The sequence below is a fragment of the Rhizobium sp. O111 genome (genome assembly GCF_055616315.1).
Map to the genome: position 1 here is coordinate 443,147 of NZ_JBSHXL010000003.1, position 23,327 is coordinate 466,473.

23 protein-coding genes are annotated in these 23,327 nt (G+C 54.9%); 8 read left to right on the plus strand and 15 right to left on the minus strand.

All coding sequences use genetic code 11. The features are described from left to right. Window position 1: 1 nt before the first annotated feature. Entirely contained in the window at window positions 2–445 is a 444-nt protein-coding gene (locus ACVTFQ_RS27825) for a (2Fe-2S)-binding protein (RefSeq protein ID WP_112949931.1), read from the minus strand. Window positions 446–647: 202 nt separating this feature from the next. Next, on the minus strand, window positions 648–1,823 hold the full coding sequence (locus ACVTFQ_RS27830) for an MFS transporter (RefSeq protein ID WP_112949949.1): 1,176 nt from the start codon (window positions 1,821–1,823) through the stop codon (window positions 648–650). Window positions 1,824–1,930: 107 nt separating this feature from the next. Here ACVTFQ_RS27830 and ACVTFQ_RS27835 point away from each other — a divergent pair, with 107 nt between their 5' ends. Beyond that, complete coding sequence (locus ACVTFQ_RS27835) at window positions 1,931–2,782, plus strand: LysR family transcriptional regulator (protein ID WP_112949930.1); 852 nt, start codon at window positions 1,931–1,933, stop codon at window positions 2,780–2,782. A gap of 274 nt (window positions 2,783–3,056) precedes the next feature. Further along, the gene (locus tag ACVTFQ_RS27840; RefSeq protein WP_470424306.1) at window positions 3,057–4,298 is read left to right on the plus strand and encodes a sensor histidine kinase; all 1,242 of its coding nucleotides are present in this window, start codon (window positions 3,057–3,059) and stop codon (window positions 4,296–4,298) included. Here ACVTFQ_RS27840 and ACVTFQ_RS27845 read toward each other — a convergent pair. The 3 genes from ACVTFQ_RS27845 to ACVTFQ_RS27855 form a co-directional block, all read right to left on the minus strand. Further along, window positions 4,295–4,765, minus strand: coding sequence for a helix-turn-helix domain-containing protein (locus ACVTFQ_RS27845; protein ID WP_112949928.1), 471 nt, complete (start codon window positions 4,763–4,765; stop codon window positions 4,295–4,297). The two genes, ACVTFQ_RS27840 and ACVTFQ_RS27845, sit on opposite strands and share 4 nt — an antisense overlap. Before the next feature lie 225 nt (window positions 4,766–4,990). After that, window positions 4,991–6,235 (minus strand): molybdopterin molybdotransferase MoeA, encoded by a 1,245-nt coding sequence (locus ACVTFQ_RS27850; protein ID WP_113201176.1) that lies wholly within the window; start codon window positions 6,233–6,235, stop codon window positions 4,991–4,993. 388 nt (window positions 6,236–6,623) lie between these two features. After that, entirely contained in the window at window positions 6,624–7,574 is a 951-nt protein-coding gene (locus tag ACVTFQ_RS27855) for a helix-turn-helix domain-containing protein (RefSeq protein ID WP_470424307.1), read from the minus strand. A gap of 615 nt (window positions 7,575–8,189) precedes the next feature. Between ACVTFQ_RS27855 and ACVTFQ_RS27860 the strand changes: the two genes are divergently transcribed. From ACVTFQ_RS27860 to ACVTFQ_RS27880, 5 genes are all read left to right on the plus strand, one after another. Next, window positions 8,190–9,035: an alpha/beta fold hydrolase gene (locus ACVTFQ_RS27860; protein ID WP_470424622.1), complete on the plus strand. Its 846-nt coding sequence runs from the start codon at window positions 8,190–8,192 to the stop codon at window positions 9,033–9,035. 134 nt (window positions 9,036–9,169) lie between these two features. Continuing rightward, a complete protein-coding gene (locus tag ACVTFQ_RS27865; protein WP_470424308.1) occupies window positions 9,170–9,889 on the plus strand; it encodes an ABC transporter ATP-binding protein in 720 nt (239 codons plus the stop codon). Continuing rightward, a complete protein-coding gene (locus ACVTFQ_RS27870) occupies window positions 9,870–10,685 on the plus strand; it encodes an ABC transporter permease (RefSeq protein ID WP_113201177.1) in 816 nt (271 codons plus the stop codon). Before ACVTFQ_RS27865 ends, ACVTFQ_RS27870 begins: the two co-directional genes overlap by 20 nt. 145 nt (window positions 10,686–10,830) lie before the next feature. After that, window positions 10,831–11,274, plus strand: a complete 444-nt coding sequence (locus ACVTFQ_RS27875; RefSeq protein WP_162724626.1) for a helix-turn-helix domain-containing protein — start codon at window positions 10,831–10,833, stop codon at window positions 11,272–11,274. 111 nt (window positions 11,275–11,385) lie between these two features. Next, window positions 11,386–11,727, plus strand: a complete 342-nt coding sequence (locus ACVTFQ_RS27880) for a hypothetical protein (RefSeq protein WP_470424309.1) — start codon at window positions 11,386–11,388, stop codon at window positions 11,725–11,727. Window positions 11,728–11,998: 271 nt separating this feature from the next. Here the strand turns inward: ACVTFQ_RS27880 and ACVTFQ_RS27885 are convergent, their stop codons facing one another. The 10 genes from ACVTFQ_RS27885 to ACVTFQ_RS27930 all read right to left on the minus strand — a co-directional run bounded on the left by ACVTFQ_RS27885 (window position 11,999) and on the right by ACVTFQ_RS27930 (window position 21,820). Continuing rightward, on the minus strand, window positions 11,999–12,451 hold the full coding sequence (locus ACVTFQ_RS27885) for a hypothetical protein (RefSeq protein WP_470424310.1): 453 nt from the start codon (window positions 12,449–12,451) through the stop codon (window positions 11,999–12,001). A gap of 223 nt (window positions 12,452–12,674) precedes the next feature. Further along, a complete protein-coding gene (locus ACVTFQ_RS27890) occupies window positions 12,675–12,866 on the minus strand; it encodes a hypothetical protein (protein WP_470424311.1) in 192 nt (63 codons plus the stop codon). 735 nt (window positions 12,867–13,601) lie between these two features. Then, complete coding sequence (locus ACVTFQ_RS27895; protein WP_112980943.1) at window positions 13,602–15,077, minus strand: DegQ family serine endoprotease; 1,476 nt, start codon at window positions 15,075–15,077, stop codon at window positions 13,602–13,604. 111 nt (window positions 15,078–15,188) lie between these two features. Further along, entirely contained in the window at window positions 15,189–15,704 is a 516-nt protein-coding gene (locus ACVTFQ_RS27900) for a Dps family protein (RefSeq protein ID WP_112949918.1), read from the minus strand. Between the two features lie 291 nt (window positions 15,705–15,995). Continuing rightward, the gene (locus tag ACVTFQ_RS27905) at window positions 15,996–16,733 is read right to left on the minus strand and encodes a hypothetical protein (RefSeq protein WP_470424645.1); all 738 of its coding nucleotides are present in this window, start codon (window positions 16,731–16,733) and stop codon (window positions 15,996–15,998) included. Between the two features lie 74 nt (window positions 16,734–16,807). Beyond that, the gene (locus ACVTFQ_RS27910) at window positions 16,808–17,383 is read right to left on the minus strand and encodes an HdeD family acid-resistance protein (RefSeq protein ID WP_112980944.1); all 576 of its coding nucleotides are present in this window, start codon (window positions 17,381–17,383) and stop codon (window positions 16,808–16,810) included. Between the two features lie 245 nt (window positions 17,384–17,628). Next, on the minus strand, window positions 17,629–18,498 hold the full coding sequence (locus ACVTFQ_RS27915) for a DUF1003 domain-containing protein (protein ID WP_470424312.1): 870 nt from the start codon (window positions 18,496–18,498) through the stop codon (window positions 17,629–17,631). Window positions 18,499–18,595: 97 nt separating this feature from the next. Beyond that, a complete protein-coding gene (locus ACVTFQ_RS27920) occupies window positions 18,596–19,072 on the minus strand; it encodes a DUF992 domain-containing protein (RefSeq protein WP_112949915.1) in 477 nt (158 codons plus the stop codon). A 155-nt stretch (window positions 19,073–19,227) separates the two neighbouring features. Then, window positions 19,228–19,584 carry a hypothetical protein gene (locus ACVTFQ_RS27925; RefSeq protein ID WP_112949914.1) on the minus strand — a complete coding sequence of 119 codons (357 nt, stop codon included), beginning with the start codon at window positions 19,582–19,584 and terminating at the stop codon, window positions 19,228–19,230. Between the two features lie 1,780 nt (window positions 19,585–21,364). Next, window positions 21,365–21,820, minus strand: a complete 456-nt coding sequence (locus ACVTFQ_RS27930; RefSeq protein ID WP_112949913.1) for a hypothetical protein — start codon at window positions 21,818–21,820, stop codon at window positions 21,365–21,367. A gap of 328 nt (window positions 21,821–22,148) precedes the next feature. Between ACVTFQ_RS27930 and ACVTFQ_RS27935 the strand changes: the two genes are divergently transcribed. Continuing rightward, on the plus strand, window positions 22,149–23,327 hold the full coding sequence (locus tag ACVTFQ_RS27935) for an efflux RND transporter periplasmic adaptor subunit (RefSeq protein WP_112980945.1): 1,179 nt from the start codon (window positions 22,149–22,151) through the stop codon (window positions 23,325–23,327).

Sequence of the window (23,327 nt, forward strand, 5' to 3'; positions counted from 1 at the left end):
GTCAGGCCCTCTTGATTGCATCGCGAATGCGCGGGTAAGTACAGCAGCGACAGATGTTACCCGACATCGCCGCGTCGATTGCGTTGTCATCAGGTTGCGGATTCTGGGCGATCAATGCTGCCGCCGCCATTATCTGACCGCACTGGCAGTACCCACATTGGACGACCTCTAATGACAACCAAGCTTTTTGGATGCGCTTGCCCTCCTCAGTGTCGCCGATACCTTCGATCGTGGTAATATCGCCAGCAATCTCACCGATAGGGAGCATGCAGGACCGAACCGGCTTTCCATCAAGCTGAACAGTGCAGGCCCCGCACTGCCCGATACCACAGCCAAATTTTGTACCAGTCATTCCCAGCAGGTCGCGGAGTGCCCAAAGTAGGGGCATATCAGGAGGACCGTCGAGCCGAACAGCTTTGCCGTTCACGGTTGCGGAAATAGCCATAAGTGTTGTGCTCCACCTTGCAAGGTCGACTGAAATACGTGATCTGTCTCGAGTTCTGACTGATCAGTTTAGGTGCAAAGTCATCTGCTGAAACTGAACATAGGACTAGGTTACCTACACCATCGTATAGGCGCGTCCCGCAGGGCTGTCCGCAAATCGCACGGACCGCAATGCGCGGCGGGTCGTTCCCGCCGCACCTCCCTTATTGTGCTCGACGCTTGGCGACTTGAAGGGCAACAGCGATGGCACATGCAACGCCCGCAAAAAGTGTCGCCGCGACCCAACCGCTGTGGGCGTATGCGAACGTTCCGGCTGCGGACCCGGCCGCCCCTCCAAGAAACATTGAGCCCATAAAAATGGTGTTAAGGCGAGCCCGGGCTTCGGGGCGAAGGGAGTAAACGATCGACTGATTGGAGACCATTGCGGACTGGATACCAAAGTCCAACGTAACAACACCTACAATAAGCGCAGCGATTGTGGGCGATACAGCAAACAGAACCCACGAGAGCAGACAGATGATGGCACCGAGCAGCACGACAATTGCAGGTCCACGTTTGTCAGAGATCCTGCCAGCCAGCGGCGCGGCGACAACACCCGCAGCACCTACGATACCGAATAGCCCGGCGGTTCCAGCGCCCAATCCAAATTGGGGCTCGGCCAAACGAAACGGAAGTACGGTCCAGAATGCAGAGAATCCAGCAAACAGCAGTGCTTGCGTTAAAGTAGCACGACGCAAATCTGGGAGTTCAATCCACAATGTACGAATTGATGCCAGAAGCGCTGGATACCGGAGCGAACTTGACGGGCTAGCGGAAGGAAGAGCAGCCCACATTCCAGCCGCACCGACTACGGCGATAGGCACCGCGATCATGTACATCTCCCTCCAACCAAAACTGGCGCCGACATAACCGGCGATTGTTCGGCTTAGAAGAATGCCGCCAAGCAGACCCGACATGAGAGTGCCGACGGTCGAACCTCGCTTCTCTGCAGGTGACAAATGCGCGGCGAAGGGAATGATCTGCTGCGCAACGGTAGCGGTGAAGCCGACAAATACTGAGGCGGTCAGTATCGATGCGGTAGTCGACGCGAATGACAGAGCTAGCAATGCGATCGCTAGCGCAGCAAATTGACCAACGATAAGGCGCTTTCGCTCGACGATGTCACCGAGCGGCACCAGGAAAAACAAGCCACACGCATAGCCCAGCTGCGTTAAAGGAGACATCAAGGTGGCCGCACCTGGGATCTCACGGGCGATTATCCCCAGCATGGGCTGATTATAGTAGATGTTTGCAACCGCTGCACCGGTGGCCAACGCCATAGCAAATACAAGCGGCGTTGAAAGTCTCGGCGCAATGGCTGATTGACGGACATAAGTCATTTTCCACATCCTTCTTTGGAGATTGACCAAGGTTATCAGCCGAGCGGTCTTGTTCATCAACTAACGTTGCCGCACACTCGCTGAACGATTTTGAACGGAGTGAACTTATGGAATGGGGTGATGTACGAGTGTTTCTAGCCGTTGCGCGTAGCGGAACCCTTGGCGCTGCTGGACGGCTTTTGAGAATTAGCCACCCTACAGTAAGTCGACGATTGCAGGCGCTGGAGGAGGCAACTGGCCAGATCCTGTTTCAACGCACCAGTGATGGCTATGTGCTCACCGAGGACGGCGCAGCGGTTCTTACCATGGCTGAGCACATGGAGGAGGCCGCACTTGCCATGGAGCGCCGGTTGGCCGGAGACGTCCAGAAGCTTGAGGGAACGCTTCGTATTTCATCCCCGGACTGGTTTGGCGCATGGGTGCTTCCGCCCGTTATGGCAAAGTTCAGCAGAACGCATCCGGACGTAGATATTGAGGTTCTCACCGGAACGCGGCTATTCAGCTTGGCTCAACGCGAGGCGGATGTGGCGTTTCGTATCCAACCATTCGCGGAAGCGGATATCGTGCAACGGCGTTTGCTGGATATGCCTTATGGCGTTTACCATTCCATCGAGGAAGATACTCCTCGAAGCGGGAGCGGCGAAGGATTCAAGCTCGTAACGATGGACACATCTCTTGGCGCTTTTCCCGACATTGACTGGTTGAAGAGCAAGCTCCCAGCAGCGAAGGTCGCGCTCAAATCCAACAATCGAAATGTTCAAGCTCAAATGAGCTGCGCGGGGGTCGGCGTAGTCGTGCTGCCCCGGCCCGTGGGCGATCAACAAGCCCGCTTACGCAGGATAAACCTCGGTGGCGACCCCCCATCGCGAGAAATATGGATGGGTTATCACCGTGATGTCCGAAGGTCTGCAAGATTACGAGCTTTCGTTGATATGACCGTAAGCATTCTGGCGACGTAACCAGCGCGGCTATACACCATGTGAGACAATAGGGAAGACAGTCCTGATCGTTGCGCCGTAACTGCCAGCTGGAAGGGCTGTCTCACTCGGGCCGCCTCGCGCCTGCCACGTAATCGGTCTGCTGTGGCGTGATCACTCACTTGAACAATATTGCCGTTTAGTGGGCCAAACTTGAAGGCTCGGCCCCCAAAATCTGTCCTCCTCCATCATTCGCGTTGACCTTTATCACTGACAGCGTTTGTTAACGGACATGAAAACAGGTGTGGAGACGGCTGTGGGTGACGCACGCAATCGGTTGAGAAGCGAAAACTATCTTTTTGACTCTGATCGCATCGGCAATCTACTTGCTGCAGCCGTCGACTACACAGGCGGCAAAGTGGGATACCTGATTCCTTTGAAGGGGGAGCTATTGCTTCCAGGCATAGCGTTCCGGCACTGCGGGCAGCCAGCCACAGAACCGCTTCTTGCGGCAGAGTTGGCGCCCCACGAGATTTTCGCAATTAGCCGTGCGATGACAAAGTATCGCGCCGCGCTCGATTATGCGACGGCACACGCTGCAAAATCCGACACTCTAACAGTAGCAGACAACAGCACAAATTTTTGTATCGTCATGGCGACTTCAGGAACGATGTCGTTCGTGCTGTACGTCGAAGTACAGCCAGAGGACGAACGATTGCACGAGCATACCACTAAGGCTCTAAAACTGTTCGGCTTAGCCCTGTTGGAGGCACTGCGCTGTAGAGCAGACGGGAATCAAGACACGACCGCTGGTGCCCGGGAGTTATCGCTTTCACACCTTCACTCCGAGCTGGAGTCGAAGAACAAACTTGTTCAAAATCTAGACCCTTGTATCTTAAGTGGGCTCGCTGAGTCCGTAGCAATAGAAGTGAACGATCCGTTGTCGGCAGTGGTAGCTCACGCTAGTGCGGGGCTTGAATGGTTAAGCCAGGAGCCACCAAAAATCGACAAGGCGAGAAGTTCACTGAGGAAAATTGCAGCTTCGACTTTCGCCGCAGGTCGCGTGATCTCCGCTTACAGGTCGGTCGCAGATCCAAACCGCTTGGGCGTCCAAAATACCGAGCTAAACGAACTTGTTGGACGTGCCTTGGATTTGATCGGCCCGGAGATGCGAGCAAACAACGTTACATGCCAATGTGACTTCTCAGGCGAAAGCGTGGTGTGTGTTGAGGCACCTCAGATCGAACAAGCGATAGTTAATCTGGCCAGTGTCGCCATCAGCGAAATGAAAAACACAGAAGGGCCGCGCGAGCTACGATTATCCGCGGTCCGGCAGGGTACCCACGTTCAGTTGTCGCTGTCCGACACCAGCTTAGGAATTCAGCCAGATGCTCAGGATGCGATCTTCGATCCGACATATACTGCAAAGGACGGAGGCCGTGGGATTAAGCTTGCGATCGCCCGTACGATTGCCCAGCTCCACGGCGGTAGTCTAGATATAGCACGCTCTGACGCTGCAGGGACAACAATGTTCTTGAGGCTCCCGGTAGCTCGTTAACTTGACGTCGTAACGTTCGTCTGACCTGGTGCACAATCTTGCCGTTTGCGCTTGCGCAATGTCCTTGGTGTTGTCCCCAGCTTCCTGCGGAACAAGCGGCACATATGGGGTTGGTCGGCGAAGCCGCACTCAATAGCGATGTCACTAATGGATAGGTCGGAGTGCAGCAAGTGAGCAGTAGCCTTCTCGATACGACGATCGATAATGTATTGGTGGGGCGTGGCACCGAACGCCGATTTGAAAACCGACGCGAAGTAACTAGGGCTCAAACGAGCAATATTGGCAAGCTCCGTAATCCGGATTGCAATCGAGAGGTTATTGTCGATGAAGTCAATTACCCCACGAACCTGCCAGGGCGCGAGCCTTCCACTGATACTGGCAGGTGCCTCCGGCAGCTCGACATGAGCGCTCCCGTTTACATCGGTTGTCGCAGCACTATAACTATCGGCTTCTAGATTTACGTACAAAACACCGCCTCACCGCGTCCATTAGAGCCACGAATCTGCTTTGTTTGATCGCTGATTTCGACTGAACGTGAGTTTGTTTGGTATGTACCTTCGTATGAGTTGCGTTGAAGTTGATGTTCGCCCACTCAGCGCGTTGCACCCGCAGCATAGGCAATAGAGGCGATTCAGCTGGGATTCCCTCAAAATCTTGCACAGACGCGGGCCCAGCAGGTTTCATCAGTCGAATCAAAAGCCCAGTGGATCGCTGACGAGAAGGTGGACATCGACTACGTCTCCGCTTCGGATATCGCCTTGCAGATCGTTCAAGACAATCAAGGCAGTTGCGGTCGCTAGTGCGGTTAAGCTAGCGGAACCACGGTCCGGCAACGGTCGTGCAGTAGTTTGGCCTGTCTTCTCATCGACTACCAGCGTCGCAGGAAGGCACTGGGTGCGCCCAAAGGGCTTCGGATAATCACAACTTATAGGAAGTCTAAGGCTTTTTCGCTGACCGCTACGATCACCACTGATACGCCGTAGGATAGGGCGCCCGAACAGCGTAAATCCCGCCATCGCAGAAATTGGATTTCCTGGCAAAATGAGGATCGGGCAGTCGTCAACATCGCCGAATCCGATGGGCTTCCCGGGTCTCATGTTAAGCTTCCAAAACTCAACGCGGCCACGCTGCGAGACAGCTTCGGTCAGGAAATCGGCAAATCCGGCAGATGCGCCCCCGGATGAAATCAACAGATCATGCTCAGCGGCGGCACCGACAAGCACAGAGAGGACTGTGTCAAGATTGTCGGGAACAATGCCAAGGTCAGTAACCTCTGCGCCCATTGCTCTCGCCATAATGGAAAGCATTGGCCGGTTGGTATCGTACACTTGGCCCACGGAGGTTAGATTTGGCGCATCACAGAGCTCGTTCCCGGTCGATAGGAGCCCGACCTTTGCCCGAGCATGCACTTTGATCGTGCGAATACCGAGCCCGGTTAACATAGCCACATGACCCGCAGTAACCACCTCACCTGCGCTCAGCACCTTGGCTCCTACAGGGATATCGCCGCCGACCCGGCGAACGTGAGGTTTGCTACCCATTGGAACAAACAGGTGAACCTCGTTTCCTGCTGTTCGGGTATTTTCCTGCATCACGACCCTGTCAGCGCCAGATGGAAGCATCGCACCGGTCGTGATCCGAGCAGCCTCGCCTCTCGAAATGGCAATCCGGCCAGTTTGACCTGCAGGAATGACATGCTTGACTTTCAGCATCGCAGTTCCATCCGGAGATACATCTTCCGAACAAACGGCAAAACCGTCCATTGCAGCGCTATCGAACTGTGGGAACGTGATCGGCGAAAATACGTCCTCGGCAACAACACGCCCTTGTGAATGACTTACCTCGGTATTGGCTATTGTTGTTGATGACCCGATGTAGCTGGAAATCAGTTCAAGAGCTTCTATAACGGTCTTCGGTGCTGGTCCGTCGGCACTCATATGCTCCGCTCCTTCGCGATTATCGACTTCCCGGTGGGTGGGGCAAACACTCCGCGCCGCGGACGATAACGCGTAGCCCGGTTCGCTTCGTCACACCCCTAGTCTCGATGCAGGGATAGCAGATAGCACTGAAGGAGTGGGCGTTGCACTACATCCAGTCATAGGTAAGCCCCGGCGAATGATACATGACAGTCGGCGTCCTTCAAGACCGCAGTTTCTCTCAATCGCCAACGATTCCCCCCGAGCAGATTTTTCTGGCCATTGGCCCATCACCCGAACAGCTTGAAGACGCCGGTGGGGCTTTCAGCCTGTGCGCGGAAATTCGATGCTTTCTATACTGAGGCACGGGCCAGTTTGACACCGGCATCTGGTTCACAAATCGAGGAAATCAGTCCTCGAAGATCTTGAGACCTCTCCCTGATATAAAATGAGTCTTCCGATCGTTTCGTCGCCACGTGGCTGGCGGCACTCCTTTCGCTTCACCGAAGGATCTCGTGAAGTGAGCGTGATCGGCAAACCCACACGCTGCCGCTATTTCTTTGATAGAAAGGGAGGTGTTTCGGAGCAGATCGACAGCACGCTCGATACGACGTTGGCTTAGCCATTTATACGGTGATGAGCCCGTAGAGACTTTGAATGCCCTGGAGAAGTAGGACAAGGAAAGACCAGTCTCTCGAGCCACATCGGAGAGCGCGATATTGCCATCCAAGTTAGCGTCCAGCATCGCCGTGGCCTTGCTTAACTGGTAAGGCGTCAAACCACCCTTTACCATTCCGGCTAATGGCTTAGCCCCGCCGTAAGTGGACGCAATGTGAATTATCAACCCGGCGCCGACGTAGTCTAGAAGCAATTGATTGGTTTCGTATGGTCCATCAAAAACGGGCAGAATTGCGCTGGTAATGCCTTTTACAACAGAGTCGCTGATGTCGGCACCCGGCTCAATTTTGAAGTAACCGACGCTCTTCGTGCCGATGTCTTCCTCCAGAGTGTTTAGCGCTGCTCTCGATATGTGGAAGTTGACGCAGTCGAATGGCGACGAAAGATCTGCCCTCCAAGCTTGAGAGTAATCGTAAAGAGTAAAATTTCCTTCTTTGCTTCCGGTGAAATCAAGCTGCTTTCGCTCAAGCCAAAGTCGACCCTGATAGTCGCGTAGTTGCACCGCGAGCATAAACGCGTCTTCCTGCACATGGTCATCAGACAGACCGTGTCCAGCCGTCGTGCGTGTAAACCTTGAGGCGGAAAGCAAACCACCACGGAGGTGAGATGACGACACTTGTGGGACACCCACCGTGCGGAGGTATTCCATATTACGATTGTCAGCAGCGACGTGTTTAGGCAACGACCTTTCTCCGTACCAAACGAAATGCTCGATGTAGCCTACTATCACGCTGTCGGCAAAAACCACAAAATCTTTGCGCCCAGACCGCGCCCAATTCCCACACGTAACAGTCAAATGTTGTGATGGTAGGAGTCGTTCTTCTCAATTCTGAAGCCTCCTCGAACCTGAGCGATTGGGAAAGGTTGGCCGCTGAGAATTCTAATGTGAAACTAGACACTTTAAGCGGCTCATCACCCGCAGCTTCGTTAAGGCTGACGCCTGCAAAGAACGAGAAGACAGACGGTTTCATGCACTTCAAAGTTGACATATTTACCGGCGGCGCAATTCCAAATCAAAGTCCGAATAGCCAAACGGACGTAAGACGACCACCGTACACGCAATCCAAGAAATCGACAATCCACCACGAAACATCGCGTTAAGATCGTCGGCGTTGAACAAGGCAAGCGATTGCTGATCTTTAAAGGAGCCGAGACTATGCTCGAAGAAACCAACCGCTCATTCTCCCGTCGCCAGGCGCTCGTAGGTGGCGCAGTAGCTACTGTTGCTGTTGCCGCGAATTCAGCTTCTGCAGCGGAGAAGAAGCATGCTTCCCCCACCAACGCATCTGAAGCACGCATGCAGGGTGGAGCTTTTGTGCGCACCAAAGACGGCGTGGAAATCTTTTACAAGGACTGGGGCCCCAAGGATGCACAGCCGATCCACTTCCATCACGGCTGGCCGCTGTCGTCCGACGACTGGGACAACCAGATGCTCTTCTTTCTCAGCAAGGGATACCGCGTTGTAGCTCACGATCGTCGTGGCCATGGCCGCTCGACGCAGGTTAGCTACGGCAACGATATGGACCACTACGCGTCTGACGCGTCGGCCGTTGTCGAACACCTCGATCTGCGGAATGCTATCCATATCGGCCATTCTACCGGCGGCGGCGAAGTCGCCCGCTATGTAGCCCGGTTCGGCCAGCCTCAAGAACGTGTCGCCAAGGCGATCCTGGTAAGCGCGGTACCTCCTCTGATGCTGAAGACGCCGAGCAACCCCGAAGGCACGCCGATGGAAGTCTTCGACGGTTTCCGGGAGGCGCTGGCTGCCAACCGAGCGCAGTTCTACATCGATGTTCCCGCAGGCCCGTTTTATGGGTTCAACCGCCCAGGCGCCAAGATTTCTCAGGGCATCATCAATAATTGGTGGAGACAGGGGATGATGGGCAGCGCACAGGCACAGTACGAAGGCATCAAGGCATTTTCCGAGACGGATCAGACCGATGACCTCAAGGCAATCCGCGTTCCCACGCTTGTCACGCAGGGCAGCGATGACCAGGTAGTGCCCTACAAGGACGCCAGCATCCTTCAGCACGAGCTGATCAAGGGCAGCGTACTGAAGATCTACGACGGCTACCCGCACGGCATGCTGACGGTCCATCCGGACGTAATCAACCCGGATCTCCTTGCGTTCATCAAAGGCTGATGACACGCGTCGTCCCACTCGGTGGACGACTCATGCGGCATCCCCGGGTGCCGCACTCACTCCACTATCAGGTCGCGGCCTTTCGGCAGTGGATCATTTGAAACGCTCCGTGTACGAAAATCGGAAAATCTCGCATGAGCATGCAAACGGACGGCTCCCACGAAAAATCGACCGCGCTCATAGAGACTCGGAGCCTCAGTCGCAAAGTTGGGGATCGAACTCTTGTCGACAACGTCTCTGTGTCGATTGCCCAAGGAGAGATCCTGGCGATCACAGGCCCGAGTGGTGCGGGAAAATCCTCATTTTTACGGCTGACCAATCGGCTCGACGAACCTTCATCGGGATTAGTTCTGGTTTGTGGACAGGATTATACGGAGATTGGACCATCAGTACTCCGCAAGCGTGTCGGCATGGTCATGCAAGCGGCCAACTTGTTTCCGGGCTCGGTAAAGCAGAACCTGCTTTTTGGTCCAACGCAGCACCGAGAAACGGTCACTGACGGTCAAATCGATGCATTGCTAAGCCAAGTCGGATTGACCGGCTACGAAAATCACGACGTTACAACCTTATCGGGAGGTGAAGCTCAGCGAGTGTCCTTCGCGAGAACGCTGGCGAATATGCCCGACGTCCTCCTTCTGGATGAACCGACATCGGCACTGGATGAGGATACGGCACGGGGTATCGAACGTTTGGTTGTGGATATCGCAGCCGAGCGGAAAATGGCGTGTTTGATCGTCACACACAATGTGGCTCAGGCTGCGAGGATCGCGCCTCGAACTATGTACTTGGTGAACGGTAAGGTGACAGCGCTCGGCCCAACGAAGGAGGTGTTGGATGCTTACGAACCTCATTGACCCCGAAGTCATCACCGTCACGATTCAAGCGGCGTTTGCAGCGGCACTCGCCCTTGGCGTGGTGTTGATCTGTCGACGGTTCAGCGTTGATGTTTTGGCTGAAACGCGTATCTCATTGCTTCGTGGCCTGGTTCAAATGTGCATTGTGGGCCTGTTGCTTGCGGTTTTGCTAAAGGGCAGCCTGATGATTGGGGTGCTGATCCTTCTTGCGATGGTGGTAGCGGCGGCGGTTACCGCATCGAGGCGTTTCACCGATATTCCATATGCTTTCGAAGTATCGCTTTATTCCATTGGCGCGGGCGGCGGATCCGCTATTGCGTTCATGCTGGTGTCGAAAAGCCTTGATGCCAACATCTCGGTTCTTGTTCCTGTCGGGAGTATGATAATCGCTAACAGTATGAATGCGTGCGCACAGGCAATGGAACGCTTCCGTGCGGATGTCTACAGCCATCAAGGACAAATTGAGGCGGCGCTTTGCCTTGGCGCGGAGCCCTCGGTCAGTGCGGCGCCCTACATTCAAACTGCGGTTTATGCTAGTTTGCTTCCCCGGCTTGATATGCTCAAATCGCTTGGCTTAGTTTGGATCCCTGGCGTTATGGCAGGGATGATGGTCTCAGGATCCAGTCCACTATACGCTGGAATTTATCAGTTCCTGATCGTTGTGATGATCCTGATAGCCTCGGGAATTTCGGGAATGGGCGTTATAACACTCATGCAACGTCGCACCTTCTCCAGCTATGGCCAACTTCAGCTCCGGCCATCTAGATCGACGGCTTCTGGAACAAAAGCCTCCTAAAAACGCAGCGAACGGGGCAGCTAGCAAACACCGGACTTCCCCGCACCTATACAAAGGTCCATGCCCGCGAGCCCTTGGTTCAGTCGAGTTTCGAGGAAAAACAAAGCAAAATCAGCGAAATTATTAAACTGCTGAGGTAATCGCTTTGAACGCTCATTCCCAAATAAGCATCTGCAAATCCGCCGCTCCAACGGCCTTGCCAGAGACTCTCTCGGACAAGCTGAAATTTCTCCATCCAAGCTCGCCAAACCGAAACCGCGGCACACTGGCTCCTTGGCAAATCCGTCGGGTGGTTGATTTTATAGACGACAACCTCTCGACAACGATTAGAATCGATGAACTCGCCAATCTTGTTCGCCTGAGCTCAAGCTATTTCGCCACTGCATTCAAAGCGGTGTTTGGTCAGGCGCCCCATCAGTACATTATCGCTCGTCGCGTGGATCACGCCAGGCATCTGTTGCTTACCACCAGCCTCCCGCTCTGCGAAATTGCGATCGACTGCGGCCTTGTCGATCAGGCTCATCTTTGCACGCTGTTTCGCAAGAGGCTCGGTATGACACCCAGCTCGCTGCGGAGGGCCGCCGCCTGACTGCCAGTTTCTATCGGCCCTGCCGACAAGTGAAATGACCTAGCGAGAGTGCTCCAGCCAGAGCGGCTAGAGAGCACGAGTCTTCCCCTCTTTCCCGATCGGAGTGTTAAGATGCCCAAGGAAAGCCACACGCCATTGTGGTTCATGTTTACAGTCCCGGTGGCACTCGCCGCAGTTTTTCTTCTGGACGTCGCAGGACCGTTCGATCCTGTAGTAAGTGTATTGTATCTGCCGCTGATCGTTCTGTCGACGAGAGCCTTTTCTCGATTAGGCGTCACTTACATCGGAATAGCTTGCACAGTTCTGACATGCGCGAGCTTCTTGCTCGCGAATGTAGAAGGATTTGATTTTGTCACGGTGAGCCAGTTTGCGTCGATTGTTTTCTCAATTGCATTAACAACGCTCCTGGCTGTAGGCCTCATGCGCCGCCTTTCGCAGTCCTTAACAAGCTAAAGCCCGTCTCCCTGTCGTTATAGACGGCAGCGGCAAATTCTTCCGTAGGCTCGCCGACGACCCCTCTGAACGCGAGAAGACATCCATGACGTTGGCCGGGCGCGTTATCCCGCGCTCGGCAACTTCTGTGGCTGGCGCGTAAGGCCTAAGGTGCCTCAAATGGGAGTTACGATGGTGGAGGAGTATCGAGCCCAGACTTCGATGACAGTGATTCCAGCCAGACGCGCACGGCGCGTCAGCATGGCGACGAAGATTGTTCGAGCTCAGTAGTTCAGTAGCCGGTTGAGGCTCCTGTTTCTGCCGCTGGACCGAAGTTTACCCAGCCCTTCTCCAAGGCAATGGTGCCACACCGGTGTTTCCGCGCCATCGAGATCGCCTGGTCAGCGACAACCGCCAGCGTCTCGCGCACCAACTGAGGTGACGCATCGACTGCGAGGTCAAGTTTCACGAGAGCGTGTTCCAAAAGTGCCGTAGCTCCGAGCGACGTCGGATCGCTGCGGTTCTCGGCTGCAGCGATCCCAATCCAGTTCGGGTTGAGGTCGATGCCAAGGCATCCGCAAGGAAGCGCCTCAACAGGTCTTCGGCGCTGTGGATGGTTCGGAAGATCATTGTAGTCCACGGTCATGTGCAGTCTCTTCCCATCAAGCTTGAAGGTGAGATTGATCTTTTTATCAGCTGCAAGTTCAGACGCCTGACGCAACACTTCTCCGGTGTTTCCTGTCATGGCGGGTAGTTCCAACCGGATTTCCCGGCCATAGATCCTCAGGAGGCAGGTTCTAGCGTCCGGCGTTAAGCGAAAATGACGATTGCCGAGCTGGGTGCTATCGCCTCGGAAGCAGAGCGGACGCAGTCGCATCTCACGCCATTCGGCGCTGGTGATCAGTCCTTTGCGGCGGCGCTCCAACCCTGCTCGGGACCCGAACACCATCTTGCCGTCGGATCGAAGTTTACGTTTGATCCATTCCTTCGAGCGTCGCGCAGTGCAGCAGCCAAGCGTCGACGATACCACCCAAGAAACGGCTCTTCACCAGATCGCGCAAATCTTTCTTCTTCAGCTTCGAACCGTCGGCAGCCACCGCGTTGGCATACGCTGTACGGACCGCCGCAGAATAAACTCGGCGTAGCTCGATGAGATACATACGGTCATCGCTCGAGCGTCGATATGGAATGGAGATGGTCTGCAAAGGAAGGCATCAGGCGGCACTTCCTTAATGAGACTTCGAAAATCGGCAGGCCGTCAAAGGCCCATTCGGCAACCCCAGGGCGAAGTCGCCAGTTACGTCGAACCGTTGGCCAGTTCCAGTTCCACACTAAAATCCGGATACCGGATCTTTCTGCTTGAGCTTCGAACCGTAAGCAGCCAACGCGTCGGCACGCAACTCGCGCTGATACAGCCCTTTTCGTCTGGCGCACTGATATGGAATCGAGAAAGTCGCCAAGGAAAGACATTGGGGACGCTTGCTTCACGAGACTTCGAATATCGGCAGACAGTCAGGGGTTTGCCCTGCAACCCCGACGCGACGTCACAGCTTGCGTGGCACAGTGGGCAAGCCGTTCCACCGGCGGCCAAGTACGCATCTGGGGCATCAAGCGAGGTGTTGCCGATGGTGGAACCCTACCCGTTAGAGCCCGCCAACCTGGTTTCCGGCAAGCCGAGCCCGCGCGTTCACCCGAGCGCATCGGTGTAGGCGGTACGGAGCACTACGACTGCTGACGCTGCAGCCTAAGCGATATGCACTGTCGTGGTCGTGGGAAGAGACTGGCAATGCAGATAACGCTAGTTTGTCCGGCAGAGATCGTCTTCAGATTTCCGATTGACGCCAGTTAGTTGCAGGAACCCCGTTCGGATAGCAACGGGGTTCCTGCCAATCGTATCAAGATGCGGCGAATGGAACGGCGACGAAAGTCTTCTTTCCGTCCCGCTCGATCTGCAGGAGGACCGATTTCCGGCCACTCTTCGCGACCTCGCCGACGGCTTCCTTCACCTCGTCAGCGCTGTTGACCGACTTGGAATTGATAGAAAGAATGATGTCACCGGTCTGAATGCCAGCATCTGCCGCAGGCTTGTCTGGATTGACGCTGGCGACAGCAACCCCTTTCGCATCCGCCGGAAGATTAAGGCGCTCGCGAATATCAGGCGTGAGGTTAGCAAGACCGACACCGATGCTCGGCTGGCTCGGGTCACTCTTCTCAGCCGCGACCTGTTTGGCCTCTCCCTCGTTGCCGCCGATCACAACTTTCAAGTCGACGGATTTTCCATCCCGCCAGACGGTCAGTGTCTCTTTGTCGCTCGGGGACATGTCAGCTACGAACCGAGATAGGTCTTTGGGCGTGCGCACCGACTTGTCACCGATCGCGGTAACGATATCTCCCGACTTCAGCCCAGCACGGGCGGCCGGTGTGCCGGAGCTTACATCAGCGATCAATGCCCCCTCGGGCTTTTCCAGACCTACGGCATCCGCGATCTCCTTCGTGACAGGCTGAATCTGTACGCCGATGTAACCGTGATCAATCGTACCGCTCTTCTCCAACTTCGCGACAATTACTTTCGCTTCATCCGATGGAATGGCAAAGCCAACGCCGACGCTACCGCCGTTGGGTGAATAAATTGCGGTGTTGATCCCAACGACCTTCCCTTCCAAGTTCACCAGTGGACCACCTGAGTTGCCGTGGTTAATCGGTGCATCGATCTGGATGAAGTCGTCATACGGGCCACTATGAAGGTCACGACCGCGAGCCGATACGATTCCAGCCGTCACGGTTGTGCCAATCCCAAATGGATTACCAATCGCGACAATCGGATCACCCAACTTTAACTTGTCGGAATCACCCCACTCTACGATCGGCAACTTTCTTGGTGAATCAACTTTGAGCACGGCGAGATCAGACTTTGGGTCCGCACCGAGAAGCTTGGCTGGAAATTCAGTCCCGTCGTCTAGAGCAACTTTTATACTCGTCGCCTTGTCAATCACGTGATTGTTCGTGACGATTATCCCGTCAGAGTTGATTATGAAGCCGGAGCCAAGCGCCATCGCCTTCCGACCCTTCTGCTCTTGCTGCTGGTGAGGTAGCGGAATGCCCTGTTCCTGGAAGAACCGGCGGAATTGCTCATCCATTGGCGAACCACCTTGAGTGTCGCCATCGTCGGCTTTCATAGTTGAAGTGATTGTGACGACAGCGGGCTTATCCGCCTCGACCACAGCAGCCACGGTGCCCGTAGTGCCATTTTGCTCCTGCTGTGCAGCGAAGGCTTTCGAAGTCATCTCCTCCGACGTCATCGCAGCTGCACCGAGAATGATGGCGACACCGAGGAGGGCCGACGCTTTATGCTTAGCAAGAATTGTGATCATGAAGTTTCTCCTAGAGAGTTGTTGTCGTTCATGAACGTCAGGTTAGTTTGACGTTTGTGACATTGGATTTGAGTGCTCGGAGTGGGGTGGGTGAGCGGTCTTGCGACGCGACTAGAGAGATCTTGATATCTCGAATAGAAACCACACGCGCCGTTCTGTTTCATCGATCCAGTTCTCGATAATGCTGGTCGATGCATAGTCATTGTGCTCTGACGTCGTCTCATGTAGCTGACGAAGAGTGATGGCGAGCTGCTTGTTATCTTCGCGAAGCTCAGCGAGCATGTCATCGGGCGTCACGAAACTTGCATCGTTATCAGCAATTCGCTGAAGGCGTGCCGCATGCCCAATCGAGCGGAGCGTCGTACCGCCGACCTTGCGAGCCCGTTCGGCGATAACATCAGTCATTGCAAACAGCTGATCGCCGTGCTCGTCAAGCAGCAGGTGATAGTCGCGAAAGTTAGGACCGGACATGTGCCAGTGGAAATTCTTAGTCTTGAGATAAAGTGCGAACACATCTGCAAGAAGTGCAGTCAGTGATGCGGCAATCTCCTTGGTAGCGATTGCACCGAGATCGGTTGGCGTTGCTAGTGGTGACTGACGGCGCGAGATGAGTGATTGGCTGGTCATGATGTTCTCTCCATTAAGAGGCGAAGATCCAAAATGTTGGACGCATGACCAAGCTAGGCGAACTATTGTCCGTTCGACATTCCCAACAGGTATTGAAGAACCTAAACTGTAGTATGGTATCTAGCGACGGTTAGGTGACGTCGGTGCATCGCCGTCATCAGACGAGATTAGCTCGATAGCTTATGTGGCACGCATCGAGCACGGCACGCGTTGGTCATGCGTGGGACAAACGCAAATTCATATGGGACTGGGTGCACACCCAATCCCATCTCCGTGTCTATACGAAAGCTCTTACTGCCATCCGCCATTTGGCAGCCTACCGTGATACGGCGTGTCGCGGCATTCTCCCCATGGACCGAGCCAATAACCAGCAGGACATGACGCAGGCACAACCGGCGGATACTCGTAGTAGGGCTCCGGCGAGACGTAGACAGGGGCCGGAGGCGGCGATGGTCGCAAAATGGCGGCGCCGATAGCGGCTCCTGAAGCCAGTCCGAGACCGTAAAGCCCTGCGCCGCGCCACCCCCGCCAGTGATCGATAAACAACGCTGCTGGCCCTGATTCCCCCTGAAGAGATCCCTCCAAAACAGAGACCTCAAACGTCAGCGTCGTACCTTCCAGTTCGGGGTGTTTAAGTGTCACGACGGCGTCTGACGGTTCCTTGCCAGGTCCTAAAACCGAGATCGTGGCGTTAGGAGGATCATCATCGAAATTATCTGGTCCCTGTCCCCATTGCTCGATGAGGTCTCCGGTTGCGAGGTGTCCTGCCGCTTTCTGCGGACGTTCAGAAAACACAATCGCGCTAGCCGCGACACCAGTGAGAACGAGTTTGTCGCCGTCGAGCTTTGCACTGTTAGCATTTATAACGACCAAAGAGGCTGACGTCTCTGGTTTGCTTACCTGGCCGACCGTCTTCAAACTCTGGGATCCATTGGCTCGACTATTTGTCTCGGCCAACGCATAAGGGACATAAGCGCAGCTGGCTATTGCAGCTAAACAAGCAAGGTAAGATTTTTGCATCGAATTCATCCGGATTTTTGGGGCCTTAAAGGTTTGGAAGTTTTCAAGAGTTTACTTCGCAACCATCGTTTTCACTGACACTGTTAGCGTCGAGGCGCTCGCGTCTTCAGGGCAAGGCCGAAGGCCAAGAAACCCCACCCCTGAAAGACAAGGTCGACAGCCAAGACCATTCCGAGCAGCCACAGCCCTACTGACGGCCATGTGACGAGTACGAGCAAACCGACAACGATCGTTACAACTGCTGACGCAGCAATCCATGCCCAGCCACGGTGAGAACGATGCCGAATCGCTGAAATCAGCCTAACTACACCTGCGGCGACCAGTAGAGCGCCCAAGACAAGGGCAATGTTTAAAGCCGACAGAATAGGATCGTAGATCAGCACTAAACTAGCCAGGCCATAAAACAAGCCACCCGCTATGCTCAGCATTTTGCGCTTCCAACCTCGTTCTGAGAAGGCGTGTGTTAATTGAAAGATGGCGCCGACCAACATCATCGCCCCAACATACAGAACGGTCACTATAGTCGACGCGACCAAGTGCGCACTCGCGATGAATCCGACAACGATTAGACCAATTCCTAGCGCGACGAACCATGCCCAGCTCGCTCTAACACGCTCGAGAGCGCTGAGAGACGTGGCGTCTATATTCAATGTGGTCATAAATTGCTCCTCTAGGCTGGGTTCAAGACTGGATAAATAGCCGCTTCGTGGACTTCAGGTTTCTCTGCTGCATCAAACCGCAGACGATCTATGGATTGCGCTCTAGCGGCTGGCCCGGAGGAATTTGTTCGTCATCGCCTCGTACGAACAGCGGTGCAAACACTCCCGCGAGTAGAACTATCATTATGGCGATAGGAACAATTCGCGCCATTCAACGTCTCCAAGGTGATCGGTCAATCCAAACCCTAAAGTGAGGGCTCTTCTGGATTGGCAATGAACGGTTCGCTGACGGAGGGCGCCGTTTTACCACGGGAGGCCAGCCGCCTGCCCTTTTTGGCCAACTCCTGGTTTTCCGAGCTACGGCTTAGTTCGATTACGTGCGACTGCATCTCATCCAGCTTCTTCCACTGGCGGGAAATCAAATGGTCGACCTTCTCGTGGAGCCGCCGAATTTCCAGCTCGGCCTTCAAGTTGACCTGGTAGTCGTTAGTAGCCCGCAAGCGGTCCTTGGCCTCCTGACGCCTCTGGCTCATCATGATCACCGGCGCCTGGAATGCAGCTATAGTTGACAGCACGAGGTTTAGTAGGACGAACGGATAGGCATCGAAGGCTTCATGTGTGCCGAGTAAGACGTTTGTTATCATCCAGATTGCGAGGAAACTTCCAAAGAAAATAATGAACGACCAACTTCCCCCGACCCTGGCGACCCAATCGGCAACCCGACCTCCAAAGTCCTGACTGTCGTCGTACTCCAGCTCCGTATTCTCAGCGAGCGTTTCTCTAGTCGCAATACTCTCAGCAACCTCGGATTCAAGCGTGGTCAGCTCACCTTTGTCCTCTCTCAAGACGTCGATCACATACTGCCGACGCAAATCCTCGATGCTGGCCTTATCGATGTAATCATTTGGCTTTAGAGACGGGTATTCACGAAGAAGGTAGTCTGCGAGGCCAGGCTTGAGATCGCGAACTCGGCATGCCTGCTCCGGCTCTAGCGGCAGCCCCGAAATCGCATCAACACGTAGAGTGTCAGCGGAGTCTCTGACAGATGAACCGCCGCACAGCTGTGACACAGCACCAATTGGAGGTTTTGAGTTACGCGGCATCTTATCGACCAATTTTTAGCTCGTTATCGTTCAGTACACGCCAACTTCGAGCGAAGCGTCGCGCTAGCAGGAAGGGCGTGCCACTGATGAAGTGCACGCCCTTATAATTCTACTTTGATGCCCGGAGCGTTAGTGCGGAAATTCCAGCCGCGACGTTGAAGCCCTCTTCGGCCTGCACTGAAACCGGCTGCAGCGAGACGGTACCATTTTCGCCGCCTACAAGCACTTTTGCGCCAAGGCCAAGACCAACGGCAGCATCAGCGCTGACACCGGCATACGTTCCGGCAAGTGCATCCTTGTTGCGGTCTGCCGGTGCAAACACCAACCAAGCCATCTTCTCTTTGCTGATCTCGCCAATATCGAGACCAAACTCAGTGATCTTGCCCTTGTAGCTTTCCTTGGCGCCACCGTCCGTCGGCGTGAAATCACAAGTCACTTCTTGCTGTGAACCAATGATTACACCGATGCCAGCAGAAACATCGCAATCGAGGCGTCCCACCTCAGCGTGAGGGGCGGCAAATGCGGTGCTAGCTCCGACAACAGAGATGACCGCCATGGCGGCAGACGCGATGAGAAGAGTCCGCATACTATTTCCTTTCAGTTTTCGGATCTTGAAATGTTTGGCGATCCCATTGAAAGGAGCGCGATGAGCGGAAGGCGCTTGCAATGGGAGACCTGCAAGCGCCGACCAAAGAGATCGAGAGTCCTTAGTTCAGTTCCACCGAACTAAGATCGCACCTTTTAGCGGGTCCAGAACGTTACAGTGCCGTCGGCTGCCTGCTGAGCGTTGACGACGTCCTTCAGGTTTACGCCTTTAGCTTCGAGCTTTGCGGCAAGCGGCTTGTTAGAACGGATGGCGGCCTGAATGTGCTCGACAGCTTCGGCGGAGCGAGGAATAGTCGTATCCTCTGCGTCCGAACCGACCTTCTGGTTCTGGTAGTCGCCGATCTGCTTGACGTCGAAGCCCTTGTCGAACGTGGTCAGGGTCTTTTCCAGCTCGGGACCCCAGTTCATAGCTGCGCTATCAGCGTAGCTGATGCCAGCGAAGGAGAGCGATGCGATAGCGGCGGCGACTGCAATTTTCGATACGCGGTTCATGATTTCAATCCTCTTTGCTTTGCGTTGCTCAACGGGCAACTTGTGTCCTGATTTTTCGGTCGGTACCGCTTTGTCTGCGGTGAGAGGAAACTATGATCTTTGGGCATGCGACGAAATCATACTCAGGTGTTTTGGGGCCTAGACTAAAGTTTGCCTTTACCCGCTCGCCTAAGGAAATTCACCGGGCCGCGGTGCATTGTAAGCAGCAGAGGCGATTGAATACATTGATTTATCGGGAATCTGGAATGGGGTCGGCAATAGCCGATGAGCTACCTTTAAAACGGTTTTGGAGAAATCAAAAGCGGCGGGCAATTCCCCGCCGCTGAACATGATTTAGGGACTATCCGGATTATCGTTTGGAATGCCTCAAGAGCCTTTAGTCCGACTAGAAGCGTTACGACGTTCGCAGTCTGTGGCAATGGCACCGCTTACGCGAACGCAACCAAGGCCGATGGTTCGCCGCGCAGGGAAATGGATAACACAAATCAGTCAAAGCGCGTGTTATCGGCGATGGGGCCTACGACACTTGGACCGCTCAATGTGCCACCAGAATTGGAATTTCGAAGCGCAAGGTCCGCCCGGACGGGAGAATGACTTTCGGTAGCCGCGCTGAGCTTGAGCGGCGTCGAAAAGGATTACTTTTCTCCGAGGAATGGCGCCGTAGACGCTCCCATCCCTTTGTCGGCTATGGCGACCGAGGGAAACGCGTGGTAATCAAAATGTTCATCTCATCGATGAGACGACGGTCCTCGTTAGAATTGCGAGGAAGGAAAGTGGAGAAAGGTTCGGGAAGACAGTCACTCGTAGAACTTTGCTGCGCCTGCCGCGTATGAAGGGTATCGAGGGGCGATCATGCGTCAACTGGCTGAGATCTGCGTCCGCAACGATGAAAGGCACCGAATTAACGTCAGCTATGCCATTGATGATACGCACATCAGCATCAATTTCGGTCCCCAGGCTTTGCCAAACCAGCCGCAGCGTCGAAGGCGAATTCGACCTATCGCCGGGCGAAGCTGGGCGTTGACCTCTGTCCGAGCTGGATCGGCATCGCGGTCGCCGAGAGCCTGGTCGATCCGTCCCGCCTAGACGGGACGTCCCTTCTCGAGCACGCACTGGTCAAGCTTGACCTGCCAATCGATGCATCTCCCGAGCTCGTGCGCGAGACGCTCGCGGCAGTGTCGGATCGAGCAATCCGCATGGCACGAAAGCACCGCTGCTGAACGATCGGCTTGGAGAAAGGGCTCGGTAGGCTGCGCTCCAGCGGCAACAACCGGGCTCCAGATGTTGACCCGGCGACCGAGACTTGCCGGGATCCAGGTTGTTGAGGTCTTGGGAGGATATCCATCTGCCATCGGCAAATTTGCGTTCGAGGTACCAGATGCGTGCGCCGCCGCATGCGAAATTGCCAGGCGCGGAACAGCGCGACTGGCCAAAGCAAAGGATGTCTCTCCGGTCTATGAGGAAGGATGCGTTTCCCGTCCATGGAAGAATGGAAAGTTGCCCGCCGAGCTCAAGTCGTGGCAGGATGTCCATCGGTCAATTGAAGCGGCGAATTGGCTACCGCCGCCCGCATCCCGCTCGGCGCAAGGCCGGGGGGTACCTATGCCCCGACGCTCGCGTCACACGGACATTCGGGCGTCCGCCCTCCTCAGACGTCGTGGATCGGGATTGTGGTCCCAGCCGACGTTATCATAGAAGGCGGACGCAGTAGTCCGGAATTTTTTCACGTGGACGTGTTTCCGAGCGGCGCAGGTCCACATGAAAATCCCGGTAGCCGGTCTTACCACCCGAATCCTGGCCCGAACGGACCGTCGAAATTGTCGAAATACGGTCCCCATCGAGACCAATCCCAATCAGCATCCGCGTAGGTTTGAGCAGCTAGCAGATTACGGTTTGCAATGCGTTCCTGTTGCTGGGCCATTCGATATTTGCTGTAGGCCTGTTGCGTGCCAACATACAGGCAATTGCAGTTTGATGGATCCGCGTAGACATAGTTCACAGTCTTGCCGCGTGTGCGAGTGAGGAACTTATTTGGCGGGAGGCGTTTCAGCATCGCTTCTCGCGCAGGGGTATTGGCAGGGCGCACAACGAAGCCCGCAGCCGCGAGATTATTCTCCTTGTTCTGCACGGTTCCGGCATCGGTCGTGCATGACGCGAGAAGCGTTGCAGCGACAACGATACCCGTTACCGCCATACCTGCGCTGCGCATAGCAGTTGCTGTCTTTTTCAATCGCATTTCTAATCTCCAGTTAAAATCTAATCCGGCGACAATGCTCACATTCACCCACGACCGGAATCATACGGTCGGTTCGCCTACCTATGCTTTGGTATGGTGACGACAGGGTCGGCGACCCACAACGGAAAGCGTGCCTCAAAGCAATGTCCCGACAATGCCGAACTAATGCACAGCACATCCTAGACCTGCGTATAGGTGCAGACTGCATGAGGCCGAGATATCGTCTTGAGGCATCGATGTCATGATACGAGATCTCGCGTGCGGTAGCGCCGCAACGCTTATCCCTCAGACATGATTGAAGTTTTCACCTTACACCTGGAGTTCGAACATGGGTTCGTTGCGCATAGGCACCGGATTGAACCAAAGGCACAGAAATTCGAACCGGCGGCTTGCGCTGCCGACTAGTTCCATGGCCGCATCACTGTTGATCTTGGGCCTCCAAGCGACTCCAGCGTTCTCTCTCGACGGCACGCCCGCCCTCGTTCCAGTCCAGATCGCCACACCGAAGCTACAGACTGTTCCAGTTTACCTCGATGGCCTGGGTGTGGTGCAGTCCGAAAACACCGTGGATATCACACCACAGATAAGCGGGCCGCTTGAAAGCGTTGCCTTCGTCGAGGGACAGCAAGTTAAAAAAGGTGACTTGCTCGCCGTTATAGATCCCCGGCCGTTTCGCGCGACGCTCGACCAAGCCATCGCCAAAATCTCGCAGGATCAAGCGAGCTTGAATTACGCGAATTATCTCTTGAATAAAGACTCTAAGCTTGCAGGCCAGGAGATCGTAACACAAGAGGCTCTGGAGCAGCAAAAGGCTCAGGTCCAAACGCTGACAGCGCAGTTGGCACAGGATCAAGCGGCGAAGGAATCCGCCGAGATATCGCTCTCATACACGGAGATCCGATCTCCTCTTTCAGGTCGTACCGGGATTCGCCAGATCGACCCCGGGAATCAGGTAACCGCTGCCAGCACGACGCCGATCGTGACGATTACGCAAACGGATCCAATATCCGTCATTTCAACATTGCGCGAAACGGACCTTGATAAGGTTCGTACCGCGATGGCCTCAGGGCCTGTCGCCGTTGCTGCAGCCTCGGTCGACCGTACAACGCAGCTCGGCACAGGAACCATTCTACTCGTTGACAACGAGATCGACCAAGCTACCGGCACGATTAAAATAAAGTCCACCTTCGGAAACCCCGACGAGAAGCTTTGGCCCGGGCAGGCGGTATCTGTGCGGGTCACGGAGAAGATGATTAAGAACGCTCTCACCATACCCTCTCCCGCACTTCAAAGAGGCCCAGATGGCTTTTTTGTCTACGTGGTCGACACCAATGACCAGACGGAAATCAAGAAGGTGAAACCTGGGCCGATCGAAAACGACTACGCAGTGGTGGAGGAAGGACTCTCCCCGTCGGACAAGGTGGTGGTGACAGGGCAATACCGATTAGCGCCCGGCACCAAAGTCACCGCCACTAGCTACACAGCACCTGTCGCGAATAAGGAGTAG